Source organism: Pseudomonas sp. W2-17, assembly GCF_041060445.1.
Lineage (GTDB): Bacteria > Pseudomonadota > Gammaproteobacteria > Pseudomonadales > Pseudomonadaceae > Aquipseudomonas.
The window spans coordinates 56,689-73,970 of record NZ_JAUFNS010000019.1; the positions used below are offsets into that span (position 1 = coordinate 56,689).

Sequence of the window (17,282 nt, forward strand, 5' to 3'; positions counted from 1 at the left end):
GCCCTTGGTTACTTGGGGCTTTATCAAGTAACTCGCCGAAGGCGAAACAGTCTGCCCCCAGGCAGACGCTCTTGATCTTAAGGACCTTGATCTTGATGTTGATCTAGCTTAAATCGACGCCATGCTTTTTCAGAAACGCCACAAACGCCGCTTCGTCCAAAACCGTAAGCCCCAGCTCATTCGCCTTGGTCAACTTCGAGCCAGCCCCCGGCCCGGCCACCACCGTGTGGGTCTTTGCCGAGACCGAACCGGACACCTTCGCCCCCAGCCCCTCCAGCTTCTCCTTCGCCACATCCCGGCTCATCAACTCCAGCGAACCGGTCAGCACCCACGTCTGCCCGGCCAGCGGCAAACCCTCCACCACCTTCTTCTCGCTCTGCCAGTGCATGCCGAAATCCTTCAGCTGCTGCTCGATCGCCAACGCCCGCTGCGCCTGCTCCGGGACATCGAAAAACGCCCTCACCGCCTGCGCCTGCTTCTCCGGCAGCGTCTGCCGCATATCCAGCCAGTCCGCCTTGACGACCGCCTCAAGCGTGCCGAACTTGTCCGCCAGCTTCTGCGCCGCACCTGGCCCCACCGACGGAATATTCAACTTATCCAGCATGCCGCCCAGGGTCGCGCTCGCCGCGAACTCCGCGCCCAGATCGCCCGTGTCCTGCAGCTGCATCTGGCATTCGCCGAGCAACGCGCCGATCACGTTCTGGTTGTGCTCGTCCTCGAAGAAACTGTGAATCTCATGGGCAACTTCCAGACCCACGTCCGGCAGATACGTCAGCACTTCCGGCAGCGCCACAATCACTCGATCCAGCGAACCCAGCGACCGCGCCAAGACCTTGGCCGTCTCCTCGCCCACGTCCGGAATGCCCAGCGCATAGATAAAACGCGCCAGCGTCGGCTTCTTGCTGTCGTCGATGGCCTTGAGCAGCTTCTTGCTGGAGATCTCGGCGAAACCCTCCAGATCGATGATCTGCTCGTACGTCAGCTTGTACAGATCGGCGGGCGAGCCGATGAGCTTCTCGTCCACCAGTTGCTCGATGGTCTTGTCGCCCAGCCCCTCGATGTCCATCGCCCGGCGCGAGACGTAATGGATGATCGCCTGCTTGAGCTGCGCGCCGCAGGCCAGACGGCCGACGCAGCGATACACCGCGCCTTCGCTGATGGTTTCCTTGCCCTTGCTGCGCTTGATCAGCTGGGTGCGCTCGACCTGTGAGCCGCACACCGGGCAGGTCTGTGGGATCTCGACGGCGCGCGCGTCCTTCGGGCGGCGCTCCTGCACCACTTGCACCACCTGGGGAATCACGTCACCGGCGCGGCGGATGATCACCGTGTCGCCGATCATCAGGCCCAGACGCGCCACTTCGTCCATGTTGTGCAGCGTCGCGTTGGCGACGGTCACACCGGCGACTTTTACCGGTTTCAAACGGGCCACCGGCGTAACGGCACCGGTGCGGCCGACCTGGAATTCCACGTCCAGCAGTTCAGTGAGCTCTTCCATGGCCGGGAATTTGTGGGCGATCGCCCAGCGCGGTTCGCGGGCGCGGAAACCCAGCTCGCGCTGGGCGGCAATGCTGTTCACCTTGAACACCACGCCGTCGATTTCGTACGGCAACGACAGACGTTTCTCGCCGATGTCGTGGTAGTACGCCAGACACTCTTCGATGCCGTGGGCGATTTTCATCTCGCGGCTGATCGGCATGCCCCACTCTTTCAGCTGCTGCAGATTGCCGGTGTGGGTGTCGGCGATGTCATGGGACACCTGGCCGATGCCATAACAGCAGAATTCCAGCGGGCGGTTGGCGGTGATTTTCGAATCCAGTTGACGCAGGCTGCCGGCGGCCGCGTTGCGCGGATTGGCGAAAGTCTTGCCACCGACTTCCAGCTGGCTGGCGTTCAGACGCTCGAAGCCGGCCTTGGACATGAAGACCTCGCCGCGCACTTCGAGGGTGTCCGGCCAGCCCTTGCCGTGCAGCTTCAGCGGGATATTGCGCACGGTGCGCACGTTGACGCTGATGTCTTCGCCAGTGGTGCCGTCGCCGCGGGTGGCGCCGCGAACCAGCGCGCCGTTCTGGTACAGCAGGCTCACCGCCAGGCCGTCTAGCTTGGGCTCGCAGCTGTATTCCACCTTCTTCGACGCAGCGGGCAGGTCCAGCCCTTCGTTGACCCGACGATCGAACTCGAGCATGTCGGTTTCTTCGAAGGCGTTGCCCAGGCTGAGCATGGGGATTTCGTGGCGCACCTGGGTGAACGCCGACAGGGCCGCTCTGCCCACCCGCTGGGTCGGCGAGTCCGGGGTCACCAGATGCGGGTTCTCCGCCTCCAGCGCCTTGAGTTCGTGGAACAGCCGGTCGTATTCGACGTCCGGGATGCTCGGCTCGTCAAGGACGTGATAGCGGTAGTTGTGCTGATCAAGCTCAGCGCGCAGTTCAAGGATGCGGGTTTCGGCGGCTTTCATAGGTGTGTTCTCGAAATGCAAAAGAGCAGCCGAAGCTGCTCAATTGGTGATGCTTGAATCTGTGGGAGTGCCAATCAACGACGCTGGGTCAGGGCGCGACGTTCGAACTCGACGATGCGCTGACGGTAATGCTCGATGGTCTGCGCGGTCATGACGCTGCGCTGGTCGTCTTTCAATTCACCGTTCAGCTCATGGGCCAGTTTGCGAGCGGCGGCGACCATGACATCAAACGCCTGCTTCGGATGACGCGGCCCTGGCAGACCCAGGAAGAAGCTGACGGCGCGGGTGCTGAAGTGGTCGATATCGTCCAGATCGAACACGCCCGGCTTGACCGCATTGGCCATCGAGAACAGCACTTCGCCGTTGCCGGCCATGCTTTCGTGACGGTGAAAAATGTCCATTTCGCCGAAGCGCAGACCGCTTTCCAGAATGTTCTGCAACAGCGCCGGGCCCTTGAAGCCGCTTTCGTCACGGGAGATCACGCTGATCACCAGCACTTCTTCAACGGGCGGCAGGTCCTTTTCCTCGGTGATGCGCTGGTTCGGCTTGTCGTCCGGGAAATCATCGTCGCGGGCACTGAACAGGTCAGGGCCGGCGCTCAGGTTCAGGTCGCCCTGGTGCGGCTCGTCCTTGCGCTTGCCGCGTCGCGGTTCACGTTCAGCGCGCTCGCGGGGCGCTGCACTCATCGTCGGCAGGTCGTGCTCGTCGAGTTTCGGTTCTTTATGGGTGTCCAGAACGCGCGCAGGGCCCAGCACTTCGGCGGACGTCGGTTCGTCGTCGTCCGGCAGGTTGGATAAGCTGCGGTCCAGTCTGAATTTCAATTTGCCCTTGCCGCCGCGCATACGGCGCCAGCCGTCAAACAGAATACCGGCAATGACAATAATGCCGATGACGATCAGCCACTCTCGCAGACCGATTTCCATGTAGTCCCGTGCCTCTAATAAAATTCTGAAAATTAAGGGCGTCAAACCCCTTTAAAACGTGGAGCCAACTCTATGTTCTGAATGGCCTTTTACCCACGCGAAATGGAAAAGTGGACATTAAGCTAGCACGACCAAAGGCAACTTTACACCGTCTGTTACATCTGGCAGGTCACAAGCATCTGTCACCCTGCGGCGGTGGTTCCTGTACTGGACGTCCGTGCGCCACTTTTCCCTGCAAATCTGCATGATCGCCACGCGATCAACTGCGCATCCCGCTATGACTCCACCAGCGCCATCGCCTCCTCTACGTCCACCGCCACCAGCCTCGAACAACCTGGTTCGTGCATGGTGACGCCCATCAACTGGTCAGCCATTTCCATGGCGATCTTGTTGTGGGTGATGTAGATGAACTGCACGGTCTGCGACATCTCTTTGACCAACCGGGCGTAGCGCCCCACGTTGGCGTCGTCCAGCGGCGCATCGACTTCGTCGAGCATGCAGAACGGCGCCGGGTTGAGTTTGAAGATGGCAAAAACCAGCGCCAGCGCGGTCAGGGCTTTCTCACCCCCGGACAGCAAATGGATCGTGCTGTTTTTCTTGCCGGGAGGACGCGCCATGATCGTCACCCCTGTATCGAGTAAATCTTCGCCCGTCAGTTCCAAATAAGCGCTGCCGCCACCGAAAACTTTTGGAAAAAGTGCCTGAATTCCGCTGTTTATCTGATCAAAGGTCTCTTTGAAGCGGTTCCGGGTTTCCTTGTCGATCTTGCGGATCACGCTCTCCAGCGTGTCCAGCGCTTCGACCAAATCGGCGTCTTGGGCGTCCAGATAGCGTTTGCGTTCGGACTGCTGCTGATACTCGTCGATCGCCGCGAGGTTGATGGCGCCCAGACGCTGGATCCGCGCGGCGATGCGTTCCAGTTCGTCTTCGGCGTGTTTCTCGTTGGCTTCGGCGGTCAGGGTCGCCAGCACGCCATCCAGGTCGTAGCCGTCTTCGTGCAATTGCTCCTGAAGCGCCTTGCGTCTTACGGTCAGGGTCTGCCATTCCAGGCGCTGCTGCTCCAGTTGCCCACGCAACAGCGCCGATTGCTGCTCGGCCTGGTTGCGACGTTTCTCGGCTTCGCGCAGTTCGCGGTCGGCGTCCTCCAGGGCATTCTTGGCGGTGCGCATCTCTTCGTCGACGACCATGCGTTTTTCCAGCAGCTCTTCGAGCTTCATGCGCAGTTCTTCCAGCGGCGCGGCGCCCTCTTCCAGATTCAGGCTCAGTTGCTCGCGCTTCTCGGTCAGGCGCTCGGACTGCATTTCCAGCCGCTCCAGGGCCTGGCGCGTGGAATCATGCTGCGCGCGCAGCGAACCCAGGCGCACGGCCAACTGGTTGGCGTGATCCTTATGCTGACGGGCTTCCTGGCGCACCCGGTCCAGGCGCTCGCGCAGGCTGTCGCGCTGGGCCAGCAGCAACTCGCGCTGTTCGGTGTCCAGCGCCATGCTGTCGAGGGCGTCCTGCAATTGCAGGCGGGATTCGCCGAGTGTTTCCTGCTCCATGGCCCGCTGTTCGGCCAGTTCGGTCAATTCTTCGTCGAGCCGCGTGCGGCGCAGGGTCAACTGCTCGACCTTGGCTTTGGCAGCTGACAACTGCGCCTTGAGCTCGCTCTGCTGACGGGCTTCGTCCTGCAAGCGACGGCGCAATTGCTCGCGGTTGTCTTCCTGGGTGCGTTGCTGTTCGCGCCGGGTCGACAGCTGCTCATCCAGCGCGGCCAACGTTGCTTCGCGTTCTTCACGCTCGGCTTCCAGACGCTGCAATTCCTGACCCCGCGCCAGCACGCCGCTTTCGGCCTCGCTGGCACGGCGCACACGCAGAAAATCCCGACCGACCCAATAGCCGTCGCGGCTGATCAGGGTCTCACCGGCGCCCAGTTGCCCGCGCAGCGCCAGCGCATCGTCGAGGGTTTCAACGGGTTTGACCTGGCCCAGCCAGTGGGTCAGATCGACCTGCGTATCGACCTTGTCCAGCAGGCTGCCGGGGATGCGCGTGATGTCAGCGCCGGGACTCACCAGACGCAGGTCGCCCTGACTGAAGCCTGCGAGATCGAGCCCGGCGAAGTCGTCCACCAGCACCGCATTCAGGTCGGCGCCCAGCACGGTTTCCACGGCCATTTCCCAGCCGGCCTCGACCTGCAGCCCTTCGGCCAGACGCGGTCGTTCGATCATTTGATGGTCGCGCAGCCACTCGGCGGTGCCCGTGCCCGGGTCGAGTGCCGCCTGTTGCAGGGCTTCCAGCGACGCAAGACGGCCGTTCAACCGTTGCAGATCGCCTTGGGCCTGTTGTTGCGATTGGCTGGCCTGTTGCAGATCGACGCGCAGTTGCTCCAGGCGCTCGATCAGCTGTTCTTCCTCGGCGGTCAGCTCTTCAAAGGCCATGTCCCGCGCAGCGAGGTCTTCGCTCAGCTCGAGAATTGCGGCGTCTTCGGGGTCAGCCGCGAGCAATTGGCGCTCTTCGCCCAGACGCCGCTGACGCTCGGCCAGACGCTCCAGGCTGGTTTCCAGCTGCTGAATGCGCGACTGCTGCACTTCCGCCTGCCGCCGGGGTTCGGCGGACGTGAGGTTGAAGGCGTCCCACTGTTCCTGCCAGCCGTGCATGGCGGTTTCGGCGTCTTCCAGGGCGGCGGCGGATTCTTCGGCGGCCGCGAGGGTGATCTCCTGCTCCGGCTCGAGCATTTCCAGCTCTCCGCCGAGGGTCGCCAGCAGCGTGCGGTCGTGGCCCAGGTGGGATTCGGTTTCCAGGCGCGCACGCTCGGCTTCGCGCAGGTCGTCCTGCAACTGCCGCAAGCGTTGCTGACCGTGCTGAATGCTTTGCTCGACCCGGGCGATGTCGCCGCCCACGGAATAGAAACGCCCCTGCACCAGGTTGAATCGCTCGGACAGGTCGTGATGACCGTCGCGCAGACGCTCAATGGCGGCGTCGGCGCTGCGCTGATCGGCGACCAACGACTCGAAGCCGACCTCCTGATTGCCGATCACCGACTCGCGCTGGGCAACCTGCTCGTTCAGCGCCTGCCAGCGCAACGCCGACAGCTGCGCCTTGAGCTGACGCTCTTCGGCCTTGTATTCCTGATACTTCTCGGCCGCCTGGGCCTGACGCTGCAAGCGCTCCAGCTGCCGACCCAGTTCGTCGCGCAAATCGGTGAGGCGCGCCAGGTTTTCGTGGGTGCGGCGAATGCGGTTTTCGGTGTCGCGGCGGCGCTCCTTGTACTTGGAGATGCCGGCGGCTTCTTCGATGAAATTGCGCAGGTCCTCGGGCTTGGCTTCGATCAGCTTGGAGATCATGCCCTGCTCGATGATCGAGTAGCTGCGCGGGCCCAGGCCGGTGCCGAGGAAGATGTCGGTGATGTCGCGGCGACGGCATTTGGTGCCGTTGAGGTAATAGCTGTTCTGGCTGTCGCGGGTGACTTTGCGGCGAATGGAAATTTCTGCGTAGCTGGCGTATTCGCCGACCAGAGTGCCGTCGGAGTTATCGAAAACCAGCTCGATGCTCGCCTGGCTCACCGGTTTGCGGCTGGTGGAGCCGTTGAAGATGACGTCGGTCATCGACTCGCCGCGCAGGTTCTTGGCCGAGCTTTCGCCCATGACCCAGCGCACCGCGTCGATGATGTTGGATTTGCCGCATCCATTGGGGCCGACCACGGCCGCCATGTTGCTGGGGAAGTTCACCGTCGTCGGGTCGACGAACGATTTGAACCCGGCCAGCCTGATGCATTTGAGGCGCATGAATCAGCTGGCCGCCAGGGCGGAGAGCACCGATTGGCAGCTGCGCTCGGCGTAGCAGGTCAGTACGTCGCGGATCCGCGCCAGATCCCGCGCCACCACCGCTTCGAGCAACTGGCCGAAGAGGGTCAGGTATTCGCTCATTTCCGCCTGGCGTTGATCCAGGGCGAGGAAATAGAAACGGCTCATGGACGGCTGCAGGTTCTCGACGGTCTCTTCCAGGTACGGGTTGTTGGCGAACGGATAGGCCGCGCGCATGACATTGAAGCTCTCTTCGACGAAGCCTTTCACGTCCTGGCGCTCGCAACTGGCGATGAGCCGCTGCTGAATCTGCTGGAACGCTGCGAGGTCGACGGGCTCCTTCCAGCTTCGCGCCACGGCCAGACCGAGGAGGATGTACATCTCACTCATCAGGGCGCAGAGGCTGGTGATGTTGTGCGGGGTCAGGACCGAGACCTGCGCGCCGCGACGGGGCAGGATCACGATCAGATGGCGGCGCTCGAGAATCAGCAGCGCCTCGCGCACCGAGCCACGGCTCACGTTGAGCGCGGCCGTGACCTTCTGCTCCTGAATCCGCTCCCCTGGCTTGAGCTCGCCGCGGATGATGCGCTCGGCAAGGTGGTGAGCGATCTGCTCGGCGAGGCTGTCAGGTGCCTTGAACGTCATTTCTTACCTTCAACTTCTTTGGTCGCAAACAAGCGGCGGAGTGTATCGCACTGCAGGTCTGTGGCGCAGGGCCATACTGTGGAAACTGGCACGAATTAAGCAGAAACACGGACATGTTCTGATCACAGGCACTCAGTCTTTAAACGTCATCGTCAGGTGGGTTATCGGCCATTTCTCGAAATAATGAATTTCTTGACCTTTGAGTCAGAAATTAATTGACCCGATAGTCAGAGCTGATAGATTCATCGACATGTTCGATGACCCATCCGCCGGCAGCTGTGACCAGTGCTTATTAACGACAAGAACGAGGCGCGACCCGTGATCCAGTTTCTCCTGAACCAAGAGCTGAAAACCGAACAGGCTCTGGACCCCAATGTGACGGTGCTCAACTACCTGCGCGAGCACCTGCATAAGTCCGGCACCAAAGAAGGCTGCGCCAGCGGCGATTGCGGCGCGTGTACCGTGGTCGTGGGCGAGCTGACCACCGACGCGGCGGGCCGGGAGCAGCTGAGTTATCGCAGCCTCAATTCGTGCCTGACCTTCGTGGCCTCGCTGCACGGCAAGCAATTGATCAGCGTCGAAGACCTCAAGCATCAGGGCCGCTTGCACAGCGTTCAGCAGGCGATGGTGGACTGCCACGGTTCCCAGTGCGGTTTCTGCACGCCAGGTTTTGTGATGTCGCTGTTCGCCCTGCAAAAGAACAGCGCCGAGTCCGCCTCCTCCGACACCAGGCACGCCCAGGCCCACGAAGCCCTGGCCGGCAATCTGTGCCGCTGCACCGGCTATCGCCCGATTCTCGCGGCGGCCGAGCAAAGCTGCAGTCAACCGCCAGCGGACCAGTTCGATGCCTTGAAGGCTCAGACCATCGCCCGCCTGAAGGCCATCGCACCGACGCAAACCGGCGAGTTGAACAGCGGCGACAAGCGTTGCCTGGTGCCGCTGACCGTCGCCGATCTGGCGGATCTCTACGACGCCTACCCGCAAGCCAGGCTGCTGGCCGGCGGCACCGATCTGGCCCTCGAAGTGACGCAATTCCATCGCCCGCTGCCGGTGATGATCTACGTCGGCAACGTTGCGGCGATGAAGAAGATCGAGCACTTCGAAGACCGCATCGAGATCGGCGCGGCAACGGCCCTCACCGATTGCTACGAAGCCTTGAGCCGCGAGTACCCGGATTTCGGTGAATTGCTGCACCGTTTTGCATCGCTGCAGATCCGCAATCAGGGCACCCTCGGCGGCAACATCGGCAACGCCTCTCCGATTGGCGACTCCCCGCCTCTGCTGATCGCGCTGGGCGCGAAGATCGTGCTGCGCAAGGGCGAGCAGACCCGCACCCTGGCGCTGGAGGATTACTTCATCGATTACCGCGTGACGGTGCGTCAGGAAAGCGAGTTCATCGAGCGCATCATCGTGCCTCGCGCCAACCCCCGGCAGACGTTTCGCGCGTACAAAGTGTCCAAACGGCTGGACGACGACATCTCGGCGGTCTGCGCAGCGTTCCGCGTGCACATCGAAAACGGCGCCATTGTTGACGCCCGCGCGGCGTTCGGCGGCATGGCGGCGATCCCCAAACGTGCGGCCCATTGCGAGCAGGCGCTGATCGGCCAGCCGTGGACGTCTGCCACCATCGAGCGCGCCTGCGCCGCACTGGCCGATGATTTCACGCCGCTGACGGACTTCCGTGCGAGCAAGGAATACCGCCTGCTCAGCGCGCAGAATCTGCTGCGCAAATACTTCATTGAAGTGCAAACGCCTCACATCCAAACGCGGGTGACAGCTTATGTCTAATCATCATTCAGCCAGGTCCCAGGAAGAAATGGTCGCCCTGTTTCAACAGGACCTGACCACCGGCGTCGGCCGCAGCGTCAAGCACGACAGCGCCGACAAGCACGTTTCCGGCGAAGCAATCTACATCGACGACCGCCTCGAATTCCCCAACCAGCTGCACGTGTATGCGCGGCTGTCCGACCGTGCCCACGCGCGCATCGTCCGCGTCGACGTGTCGCCCTGCTACGCCTTCGAGGGCGTGCGCATCGCCATCACCCACGAAGACATTCCCGGCCTCAAGGACATCGGCCCGCTGCTGCCCGGCGATCCGTTGCTGGCCATCGACACCGTCGAGTTCGTCGGTCAGCCGGTGATTGCCGTGGCCGCCCGGGATCTGGAAACCGCACGCAAGGCAGCGATGGCCGCGATCATCGAATACGAAGACCTGGAACCCGTGCTCGACGTGGTTCAGGCCTATTGCAACAAACATTTCGTGCTCGACAGCCATACCCACCAGCGCGGTGATTCGGCCACGGCGCTGGCGTCCGCTCCCCACCGGATTCAGGGCACGCTGCACATCGGCGGTCAGGAACACTTCTACCTGGAGACGCAGATTTCGTCGGTGATGCCCACGGAAGACGGCGGCATGATCGTCTATTGCTCGACGCAGAACCCGACCGAGGTGCAGAAGCTCGTCGCCGAAGTGCTGGACGTGTCGATGAACAAGATCGTCGTCGACATGCGCCGCATGGGCGGCGGGTTTGGCGGCAAGGAAACCCAGGCCGCGAGCCCCGCGTGCCTGTGTGCCGTGATTGCACGCCTGACCGGCCAGCCGACCAAGATGCGCCTGCCGCGGATGGAAGACATGATCATGACCGGCAAGCGGCACCCGTTTTACGTCGAGTACGACGTGGGCTTTGACAACGACGGGCGCCTGCACGGCATTCAGCTGGAGCTGGCAGGCAACTGTGGTTATTCGCCGGACCTGTCGGCGTCCATCGTCGACCGGGCGATGTTTCACGCCGACAATTCGTACTACCTGGGCGACGCCACGATCAATGGCCATCGCTGCAAGACCAACACCGCGTCGAACACGGCCTACCGGGGTTTCGGCGGCCCCCAGGGGATGGTCGCCATCGAGGAAGTGATGGACGCCATCGCTCGGCACTTGGGCAAAGACCCGCTGGCGGTGCGCAAGGCCAACTATTACGGCAAGACCGAGCGCAACGTCACGCACTACTACCAGACGGTCGAGCACAACATGCTCGAAGAAATGACCGCCGAGCTGGAAGAAAGCAGTGACTACGCCGAGCGGCGTAAAGCGATCAAGGCCTACAACGCCAACAGCCCGATTCTGAAGAAAGGCCTGGCGCTGACCCCGGTGAAATTCGGCATTTCCTTCACCGCCAGCTTTCTCAATCAGGCCGGCGCGCTGATCCACATCTACACCGACGGCAGCATCCATCTCAATCACGGCGGCACCGAGATGGGCCAGGGCCTGAACGTCAAGGTGGCGCAGGTGGTGGCCGAGGTGTTTCAGGTCGACATCGACCGCGTGCAGATCACCGCGACCAACACCGACAAGGTGCCGAACACGTCGCCAACCGCAGCCTCAAGCGGCGCCGACCTGAACGGCAAGGCCGCGCAGAATGCTGCGGAAATCCTCAAGCAACGGCTGGTGGAATTCGCAGCCAAGCATTACCAGTGCGATGAATCGCGGGTCGAGTTTCGCAACGGCCACGTGCGCGTCGGCGAGCAGGTCATCAGCTTCGACACCTTGGCGCAGCAGGCATGGATGGGCCAGGTGTCGCTGTCGAGCACCGGCTATTACAAGACGCCGAAGATTTTCTACGACCGCAGCCAGGCGCGGGGCCGGCCGTTCTATTACTTTGCCTTCGGCGCGGCCTGTACCGAAGTGCTGGTTGACACCCTGACCGGCGAATACAAAATGCTGCGCACGGACATCCTTCATGACGTCGGCGCCTCGCTGAACCCGGCCATCGACATCGGTCAGGTCGAGGGCGGCTACATTCAAGGGATGGGCTGGCTGACGACCGAAGAACTGGTCTGGAACGACAAAGGCAAGCTGATGACCAACGGCCCGGCCGGCTACAAGATTCCGGCCGTGGCCGACATGCCGGCGGACCTGCGGGTGAAGCTGGTGGAGAACCGCAAGAACCCCGAAGACACAGTGTTTCACTCCAAAGCCGTGGGTGAACCGCCGTTCATGCTGGGCATTGCCGCGTGGTGCGCGATCAAGGACGCGGTGGCGAGCCTGGGTGATTACCGGCACCAGCCGAAGATCGACGCGCCGGCGACCCCGGAGCGGGTGTTGTGGGGGTGTGAGCAGATGCGGGCGTTGCAGCGCGATGCGGAGTTGGCTGCCGAGATCGTTTCAGAACCTGCTCCGGGGCTCCGCGTGGGAATGCAGCCCGAGACGCTCCGGGTTGATTAAACAGTGGCGGCCTGTGCTGACGCTTTCGCGAGCAAGCTCGCTCCCACAGAGCGTGGGTACGATCGATCTGCCAACCCGCCGATCAGGAGAAATCACATGAATAACTGGATCAGCGCCCTCGCCGACTTGCAGCAGCAGGGCGAGGCCTGCGTGCTGGTGACCATCATCGAGGAGCGTGGCTCGACGCCGCGCAATGCCGGCTCGAAAATGGTCGTCAGCGCCGGGAAGATCTTCGACACCATCGGCGGCGGGCATCTGGAATACAAGGCGATGGAAATCGCCCGGGAGATGCTCGCCAGCGGCAGCCAGCAAACCCGTCTGGAGCGCTTCAGCCTCGGCGCCAGCCTGGGTCAGTGCTGCGGCGGCGTGAACGTGTTGCTGTTCGAACCCATGGGCCAGCCCCAGGCGCACATTGCGGTGTTCGGGGCCGGCCACGTCGGTCGGGCGCTGGTGCCGTTGCTCGCCAGCCTGCCCTGCCGCGTGCGCTGGATCGACTCCCGCGAGGCGGAATTTCCCGCACAGATGCCGGAAGGCGTGACGCAGATCCTCAGCGAGGACGTCATCGAAGAAGTCGATAACCTGCCCGCTGGCAGCTATTGCATCGTCATGACCCACAATCATCAGCTGGACCTGGAACTCGCCGCCGCCATTCTCAAGCGTGGCGACTTCAGCTATTTCGGCCTGATCGGCTCGAAAACCAAGCGCGTGAAATTCGAGCATCGCCTGCGTGATCGTGGCTTTGAGCCCGCAGTGCTGCAGCGCATGCGTTGCCCGATGGGCCTGACCGAGGTCAAAGGCAAACTGCCCATGGAAATCGCCGTGTCCATCGCCGGCGAAGTGATCGCCACCTACAACGCTCATTTCGGCGAGCAGAGCACCACCGCCGAACCTGTCGCCAAGCTGCTGCCGGTGTCCCGCCGCAGCCAGGCCCAATGAATCCCGGAAGAATGATCAACTGACATGACCCCTGATATCAGCACCGCCAAAAAAGCCTACCGCGCCGCCATTATTCACAGCATCGCAGACCCTGCCGACGTGGCGGTGGAAGCGTCGTATGAGTATTTCGAAGACGGCCTGATGCTGGTCGAAAACGGCAAGATCCTCGCCTTGGGCAACGCCGAAGACCTGCTCGGCACGCTCACTGACGACATCGAAATCGTCACCTATCAAGACGCGCTGATCACCGCCGGTTTCATCGACACCCACATCCATTTGCCGCAGACCGGCATGGTCGGGTCCTACGGCGAGCAGTTGCTCGACTGGCTGAATACCTACGTGTTTCCCTGCGAGAGGCAATTCGAAGACCCCGAGCATTCGGCGCAGGTGGCCGACATCTTTCTCAAGGAATTGCTGCGCAACGGCACCACCACCGCGCTGGTATTCGGCAGTCGTCACAAGGAGTCGGTGGAGGCGCTGTTCAGTGCCGCCGAGAAGCTCAATCTTCGCCTGATCGCCGGCAAGGTGATGATGGACCGCAACGCCCCGGATTATCTGGTGGACACCGCCGAATCCAGCTACGTCGACAGCAAGGCGCTGATCGAGCGCTGGCACGGCAAGGGCCGCCTGCATTACGCCGTCACCCCGCGCTTCGCACCGACCAGCACGCCCGAACAATTGACCCTCGCTGGGCAATTGCTGACCGAGTACCCCGACCTGTACATGCAGACCCACATCAGTGAAAACCTGAAGGAAGTCGAATGGGTCAAGGCGCTGTTCCCGGAGCGCAAGAACTACCTGGACGTGTACGACCATTTCAACCTGCTCGGCGAGCGCTCGGTGTTTGCCCACGGCGTGCACCTGTGCGACCAGGAGTGTGAGCGCCTGGCGGAAACCGGGTCCGCCATCGCCTTTTGCCCGACCTCCAACTTCTTCCTCGGCAGTGGGCTGTTCAACTTGCCGATGGCCGAAAAGCACAAGGTCAATGTAGGACTCGGAACAGACGTCGGCGCTGGCACCAGTTTCTCGCTGCTGCACACGCTGAACGAGGCGTACAAAGTCATGCAGCTGCAAGGCGCCAAATTGAGCCCGTTCAAATCGCTGTACCTGGCGACGCTGGGCGGCGCACGGGCGCTGCGGCTGGAAGACAAGATCGGCAACCTGCAGCCGGGCAGCGAAGCGGACTTCGTGGTGCTGGACTTTAACGCCACGCCGCTGCTGCAGTACCGCATGAGTCAGGCGACGAGCATCGAAGAGCAGCTGTTTGTGTTGATGACCCTGGGGGATGACCGGACCGTGAGCGAAACGTATTCGGCGGGGGTATTGGTGCATAAGCGTTGAGGCGATGCCGCAAACGGTAGGAGCGCCTACCCGCGATGCAGTGTGTCAGCCGACGTTGATGTCGCAGGCCCGCCGCTTCGCGACCGTCGTAACCTCCGATTGCTTCTACAGGAGATCTGCGCTCGACGCGGATTTTCGATGACAGCTGGAAACTGTAGGAGTGAGCTTGCTCGCGAAGACTGAGGTACATCCAACACTAATCTGTCAGCTGTGCCGCAGCATTCATGAGCAAGCTCACTCCCACAGGTCCTCGGTCCTACCAGAGTTACCGGAGTCAGCATAGAATTTGTGGGAGCGACCGGGGTGGCGCTCCACCTTGCTCGCGAAGACTGAGGTACATCCAACCTAAATCTGTCAGCTGTGCCGCAGCATTCGTGAGCAAGCTCACTGCCACATTCAGACCGACGTGCTGCGCCCTGCTTTTTTCTTCGGCAGCATCAGGTGCGAGAACACCGCATGGAGGTCGTCGGAGGCGCTGTCTTCGTCGAGGTTGAGCTTGCTGTCGATGTGATCCATGTGATGCATCATCAGGTTCACCGCCAGGGTCGCGTCGCGGGCTTCGATTGCGTCGATCAGCTGAGTGTGTTCATCGTACGAGCAGTGCGAGCGGTTGCCGCTTTCGTACTGGGCGATGATCAGCGAGGTCTGCGAGACCAGGCTGCGCTGAAAGCTGATCAGTGGGGCGTTCTTGGCCGCGTCCGCCAGCTTCAGATGAAATTCTCCCGACAGACGAATCCCCGCCCCGCGATCCCCTTTCGAAAAACTGTCGCGCTCGTCGCTGACCATCTGGCGCAGCTCGCTGAGCTGTTCCGCCGTGGCGTGCTCGACCGCCAGTTCCGTGATCGCCTTCTCCACCAGACGCCGGGCGAAGAACACCTGTCGTGCCTCTTCGACGCTCGGGCTGGCCACCACCGCGCCACGGTTCGGGCGCAGCAGCACCACGCCTTCGTGGGCCAGTCGCGACAGTGCACGACGAATGATGGTGCGACTGACGCCGAAGATTTCACCGAGGGCTTCTTCACTCAGCTTGGTGCCGGGCGCCAGACGCTGTTCGAGAATCGCCTCGAAAATGTGGGCGTAGACGATGTCGTCCTGGGTGCCGCTACGGCCTGATTTGGCCGTGCGTGAGTGTTTCTTGAGGGGTTGCAGCTGATCGTTCATGGGCACTCGTGGTAACAGAATCCGGCGCGGGGCCTTGCCGTGATCAGGGCGGGTACGACCACTGTTGGAGCAACCAATAGCAGATATCCCGGCAAAGTCACAGTAAAAGTAATGGCGCATTGTACACAGCCGGCAAAGTCTGCGCAGGCCCGGAAATGACGGGGCGTTATGCACACAATCCGACAAATACTCCGCACAGGATCGAAAACATTATTTGCATTATTTGTATACAAAAGCATAATCCCTTCGTGCACGTTTCTGACCTTTCAGTCAACAAATCGGCCTGACAGGTCTACCCGCTTCCCGGAGCCAACAGTCGGCTTTGTCATAACAACAAAAACGTCCCGAGGATTTCACTGTGGAAAGTCGCAAAACCGAAGCCACGCCGCTGGATCTCACGCTGCCGCGCAAAGGCCTGCTTGAACGCCTGTTCAAGCTGAGCCTGCACGGCACGACCGTCCGAACCGAGCTGCTGGCAGGGCTCACGACCTTCATCACCATGGCCTACATCATCTTCGTCAACCCGAACATCATGGCCGACGCCGGCATCGATCATGGCGCGGCCTTCGTCGCCACCTGCATCGCCGCCGCGCTGGGTTGCCTGCTGATGGGGCTGTACGCCAACTGGCCGGTGGGCCTGGCGCCGGGGATGGGCCTGAACGCATTCTTTACCTACACCGTGGTCGGCACCATGGGCTACAGCTGGGAGACGGCGCTGGGCGCGGTGTTCGTCTCGGGTGTGATCTTCATGTTCCTGACGCTCTCACGCATCCGCGAATGGCTGCTCAACAGCATCCCGGTCAGCCTGCGTTACGCCATGGGCGCGGGGGTCGGTCTGTTTCTCGGGCTGATCGGCCTGAAAACCGCCGGCATCGTGGTCGACAGCCCGGCGACGCTGATCAAGCTCGGCTCGTTGCGCGAGCCCGGTCCGCTGCTCGCCGCCATCTGTTTTCTGATGATTGCCGTGCTCAGTTATCACCGGGTGTTCGGCGCGATCCTTATCAGCATCATCGCGGTGACGCTGGCCGGCTGGGGCCTGGGGCTGGTGCATTACAACGGCATCTTCTCCATGCCGCCGAGCCTGGCGCCGACCTGGATGGCCATGGACCTGGCCGGCGTGTTCAACGTCAGCATGATCAGCGTGGTGCTGGCGTTTCTGTTCGTGCACATGTTCGACACGGCCGGCACGCTCATGGGTGTGGCACAGCGCGCCGGTTTGGTGCGCGAAGACGGCCGCATCGAGAACCTCTCGCGGGCGTTGAAGGCGGACAGCGCGTCCAGCGTGTTCGGTGCGATGGTCGGTGTGCCGCCGGTCACCAGCTACGTGGAAAGCGCTTCGGGCGTGGCGGCCGGGGGTCGGACTGGTCTGACCGCCGTGACCGTGGGCGTGCTCTTCGTGGCAGCGATGTTCTTCGCCCCGCTGGCTGGCATGATTCCCGCTTACGCGACCGCAGGTGCGTTGATTTACGTGGCGATGCTGATGATGGGCGGCATGGCGCACATCGACTGGGACGAAGCCACCGACAGCATTCCGGCGATCGTCACGGCGATCATGATGCCGCTGACGTTTTCGGTCGCGGACGGGATCGCGCTGGGGTTCATCACCTACGTGGTGCTGAAAGCCGGCACCGGCCGCCATCGGGAAATCTCCATCAGCCTGTGGGTGCTGTGCGCGATCTTCATCGCCAAGTTCGTGTTTTTGTAGGACTGCATGAATAGCTAAACGTAAGGGCGCGCTTGCCCGCAGTTGCAATGGGTCGATGACCGCACTGGGCATTGATGCACCGTCATCGCGGGCATGCGCGCTTCTACACAGACAA

Annotated in this window: 10 protein-coding genes; 5 read left to right on the top strand and 5 right to left on the bottom strand. The window is 62.0% G+C overall.

Going from position 1 to position 17,282, the window contains the following annotated elements; translation table 11 throughout:
- Positions 1-103: 103 nt before the first annotated feature.
- The 4 genes from ligA to QWI20_RS21350 all read right to left on the bottom strand — a co-directional run bounded on the left by ligA (position 104) and on the right by QWI20_RS21350 (position 7,802).
- Positions 104-2,452 (bottom strand): NAD-dependent DNA ligase LigA, encoded by a 2,349-nt coding sequence (ligA, locus tag QWI20_RS21335; RefSeq protein ID WP_369307109.1) that lies wholly within the window; start codon positions 2,450-2,452, stop codon positions 104-106.
- Positions 2,453-2,526: 74 nt separating this feature from the next.
- Positions 2,527-3,375, bottom strand: a complete 849-nt coding sequence (gene zipA, locus QWI20_RS21340; RefSeq protein ID WP_369307110.1) for a cell division protein ZipA — start codon at positions 3,373-3,375, stop codon at positions 2,527-2,529.
- Between the two features lie 275 nt (positions 3,376-3,650).
- Positions 3,651-7,139 carry a chromosome segregation protein SMC gene (smc, locus tag QWI20_RS21345; protein WP_369307111.1) on the bottom strand — a complete coding sequence of 1,163 codons (3,489 nt, stop codon included), beginning with the start codon at positions 7,137-7,139 and terminating at the stop codon, positions 3,651-3,653.
- Between the two features lie 3 nt (positions 7,140-7,142).
- Positions 7,143-7,802, bottom strand: a complete 660-nt coding sequence (locus QWI20_RS21350; RefSeq protein ID WP_192174194.1) for a GntR family transcriptional regulator — start codon at positions 7,800-7,802, stop codon at positions 7,143-7,145.
- 318 nt (positions 7,803-8,120) lie between these two features.
- Between QWI20_RS21350 and xdhA the strand changes: the two genes are divergently transcribed.
- The 4 genes from xdhA to guaD all read left to right on the top strand — a co-directional run bounded on the left by xdhA (position 8,121) and on the right by guaD (position 14,301).
- Entirely contained in the window at positions 8,121-9,590 is a 1,470-nt protein-coding gene (gene xdhA / locus QWI20_RS21355) for a xanthine dehydrogenase small subunit (protein WP_369307112.1), read from the top strand.
- Positions 9,583-12,024 (top strand): xanthine dehydrogenase molybdopterin binding subunit, encoded by a 2,442-nt coding sequence (gene xdhB, locus QWI20_RS21360; protein ID WP_369307113.1) that lies wholly within the window; start codon positions 9,583-9,585, stop codon positions 12,022-12,024. The genes xdhA and xdhB overlap by 8 nt, the downstream gene beginning before the upstream one ends.
- A gap of 96 nt (positions 12,025-12,120) precedes the next feature.
- A complete protein-coding gene (gene xdhC, locus QWI20_RS21365) occupies positions 12,121-12,960 on the top strand; it encodes a xanthine dehydrogenase accessory protein XdhC (protein ID WP_369307114.1) in 840 nt (279 codons plus the stop codon).
- A gap of 36 nt (positions 12,961-12,996) precedes the next feature.
- Positions 12,997-14,301, top strand: a complete 1,305-nt coding sequence (gene guaD, locus QWI20_RS21370; RefSeq protein WP_369307143.1) for a guanine deaminase — start codon at positions 12,997-12,999, stop codon at positions 14,299-14,301.
- Positions 14,302-14,697: 396 nt separating this feature from the next.
- Here the strand turns inward: guaD and QWI20_RS21375 are convergent, their stop codons facing one another.
- Positions 14,698-15,462 (bottom strand): GntR family transcriptional regulator, encoded by a 765-nt coding sequence (locus QWI20_RS21375; RefSeq protein ID WP_369307115.1) that lies wholly within the window; start codon positions 15,460-15,462, stop codon positions 14,698-14,700.
- 358 nt (positions 15,463-15,820) lie between these two features.
- Here QWI20_RS21375 and QWI20_RS21380 point away from each other — a divergent pair, with 358 nt between their 5' ends.
- Positions 15,821-17,167, top strand: coding sequence for an NCS2 family permease (locus tag QWI20_RS21380; RefSeq protein ID WP_237254334.1), 1,347 nt, complete (start codon positions 15,821-15,823; stop codon positions 17,165-17,167).
- Positions 17,168-17,282 lie beyond the last annotated feature (115 nt).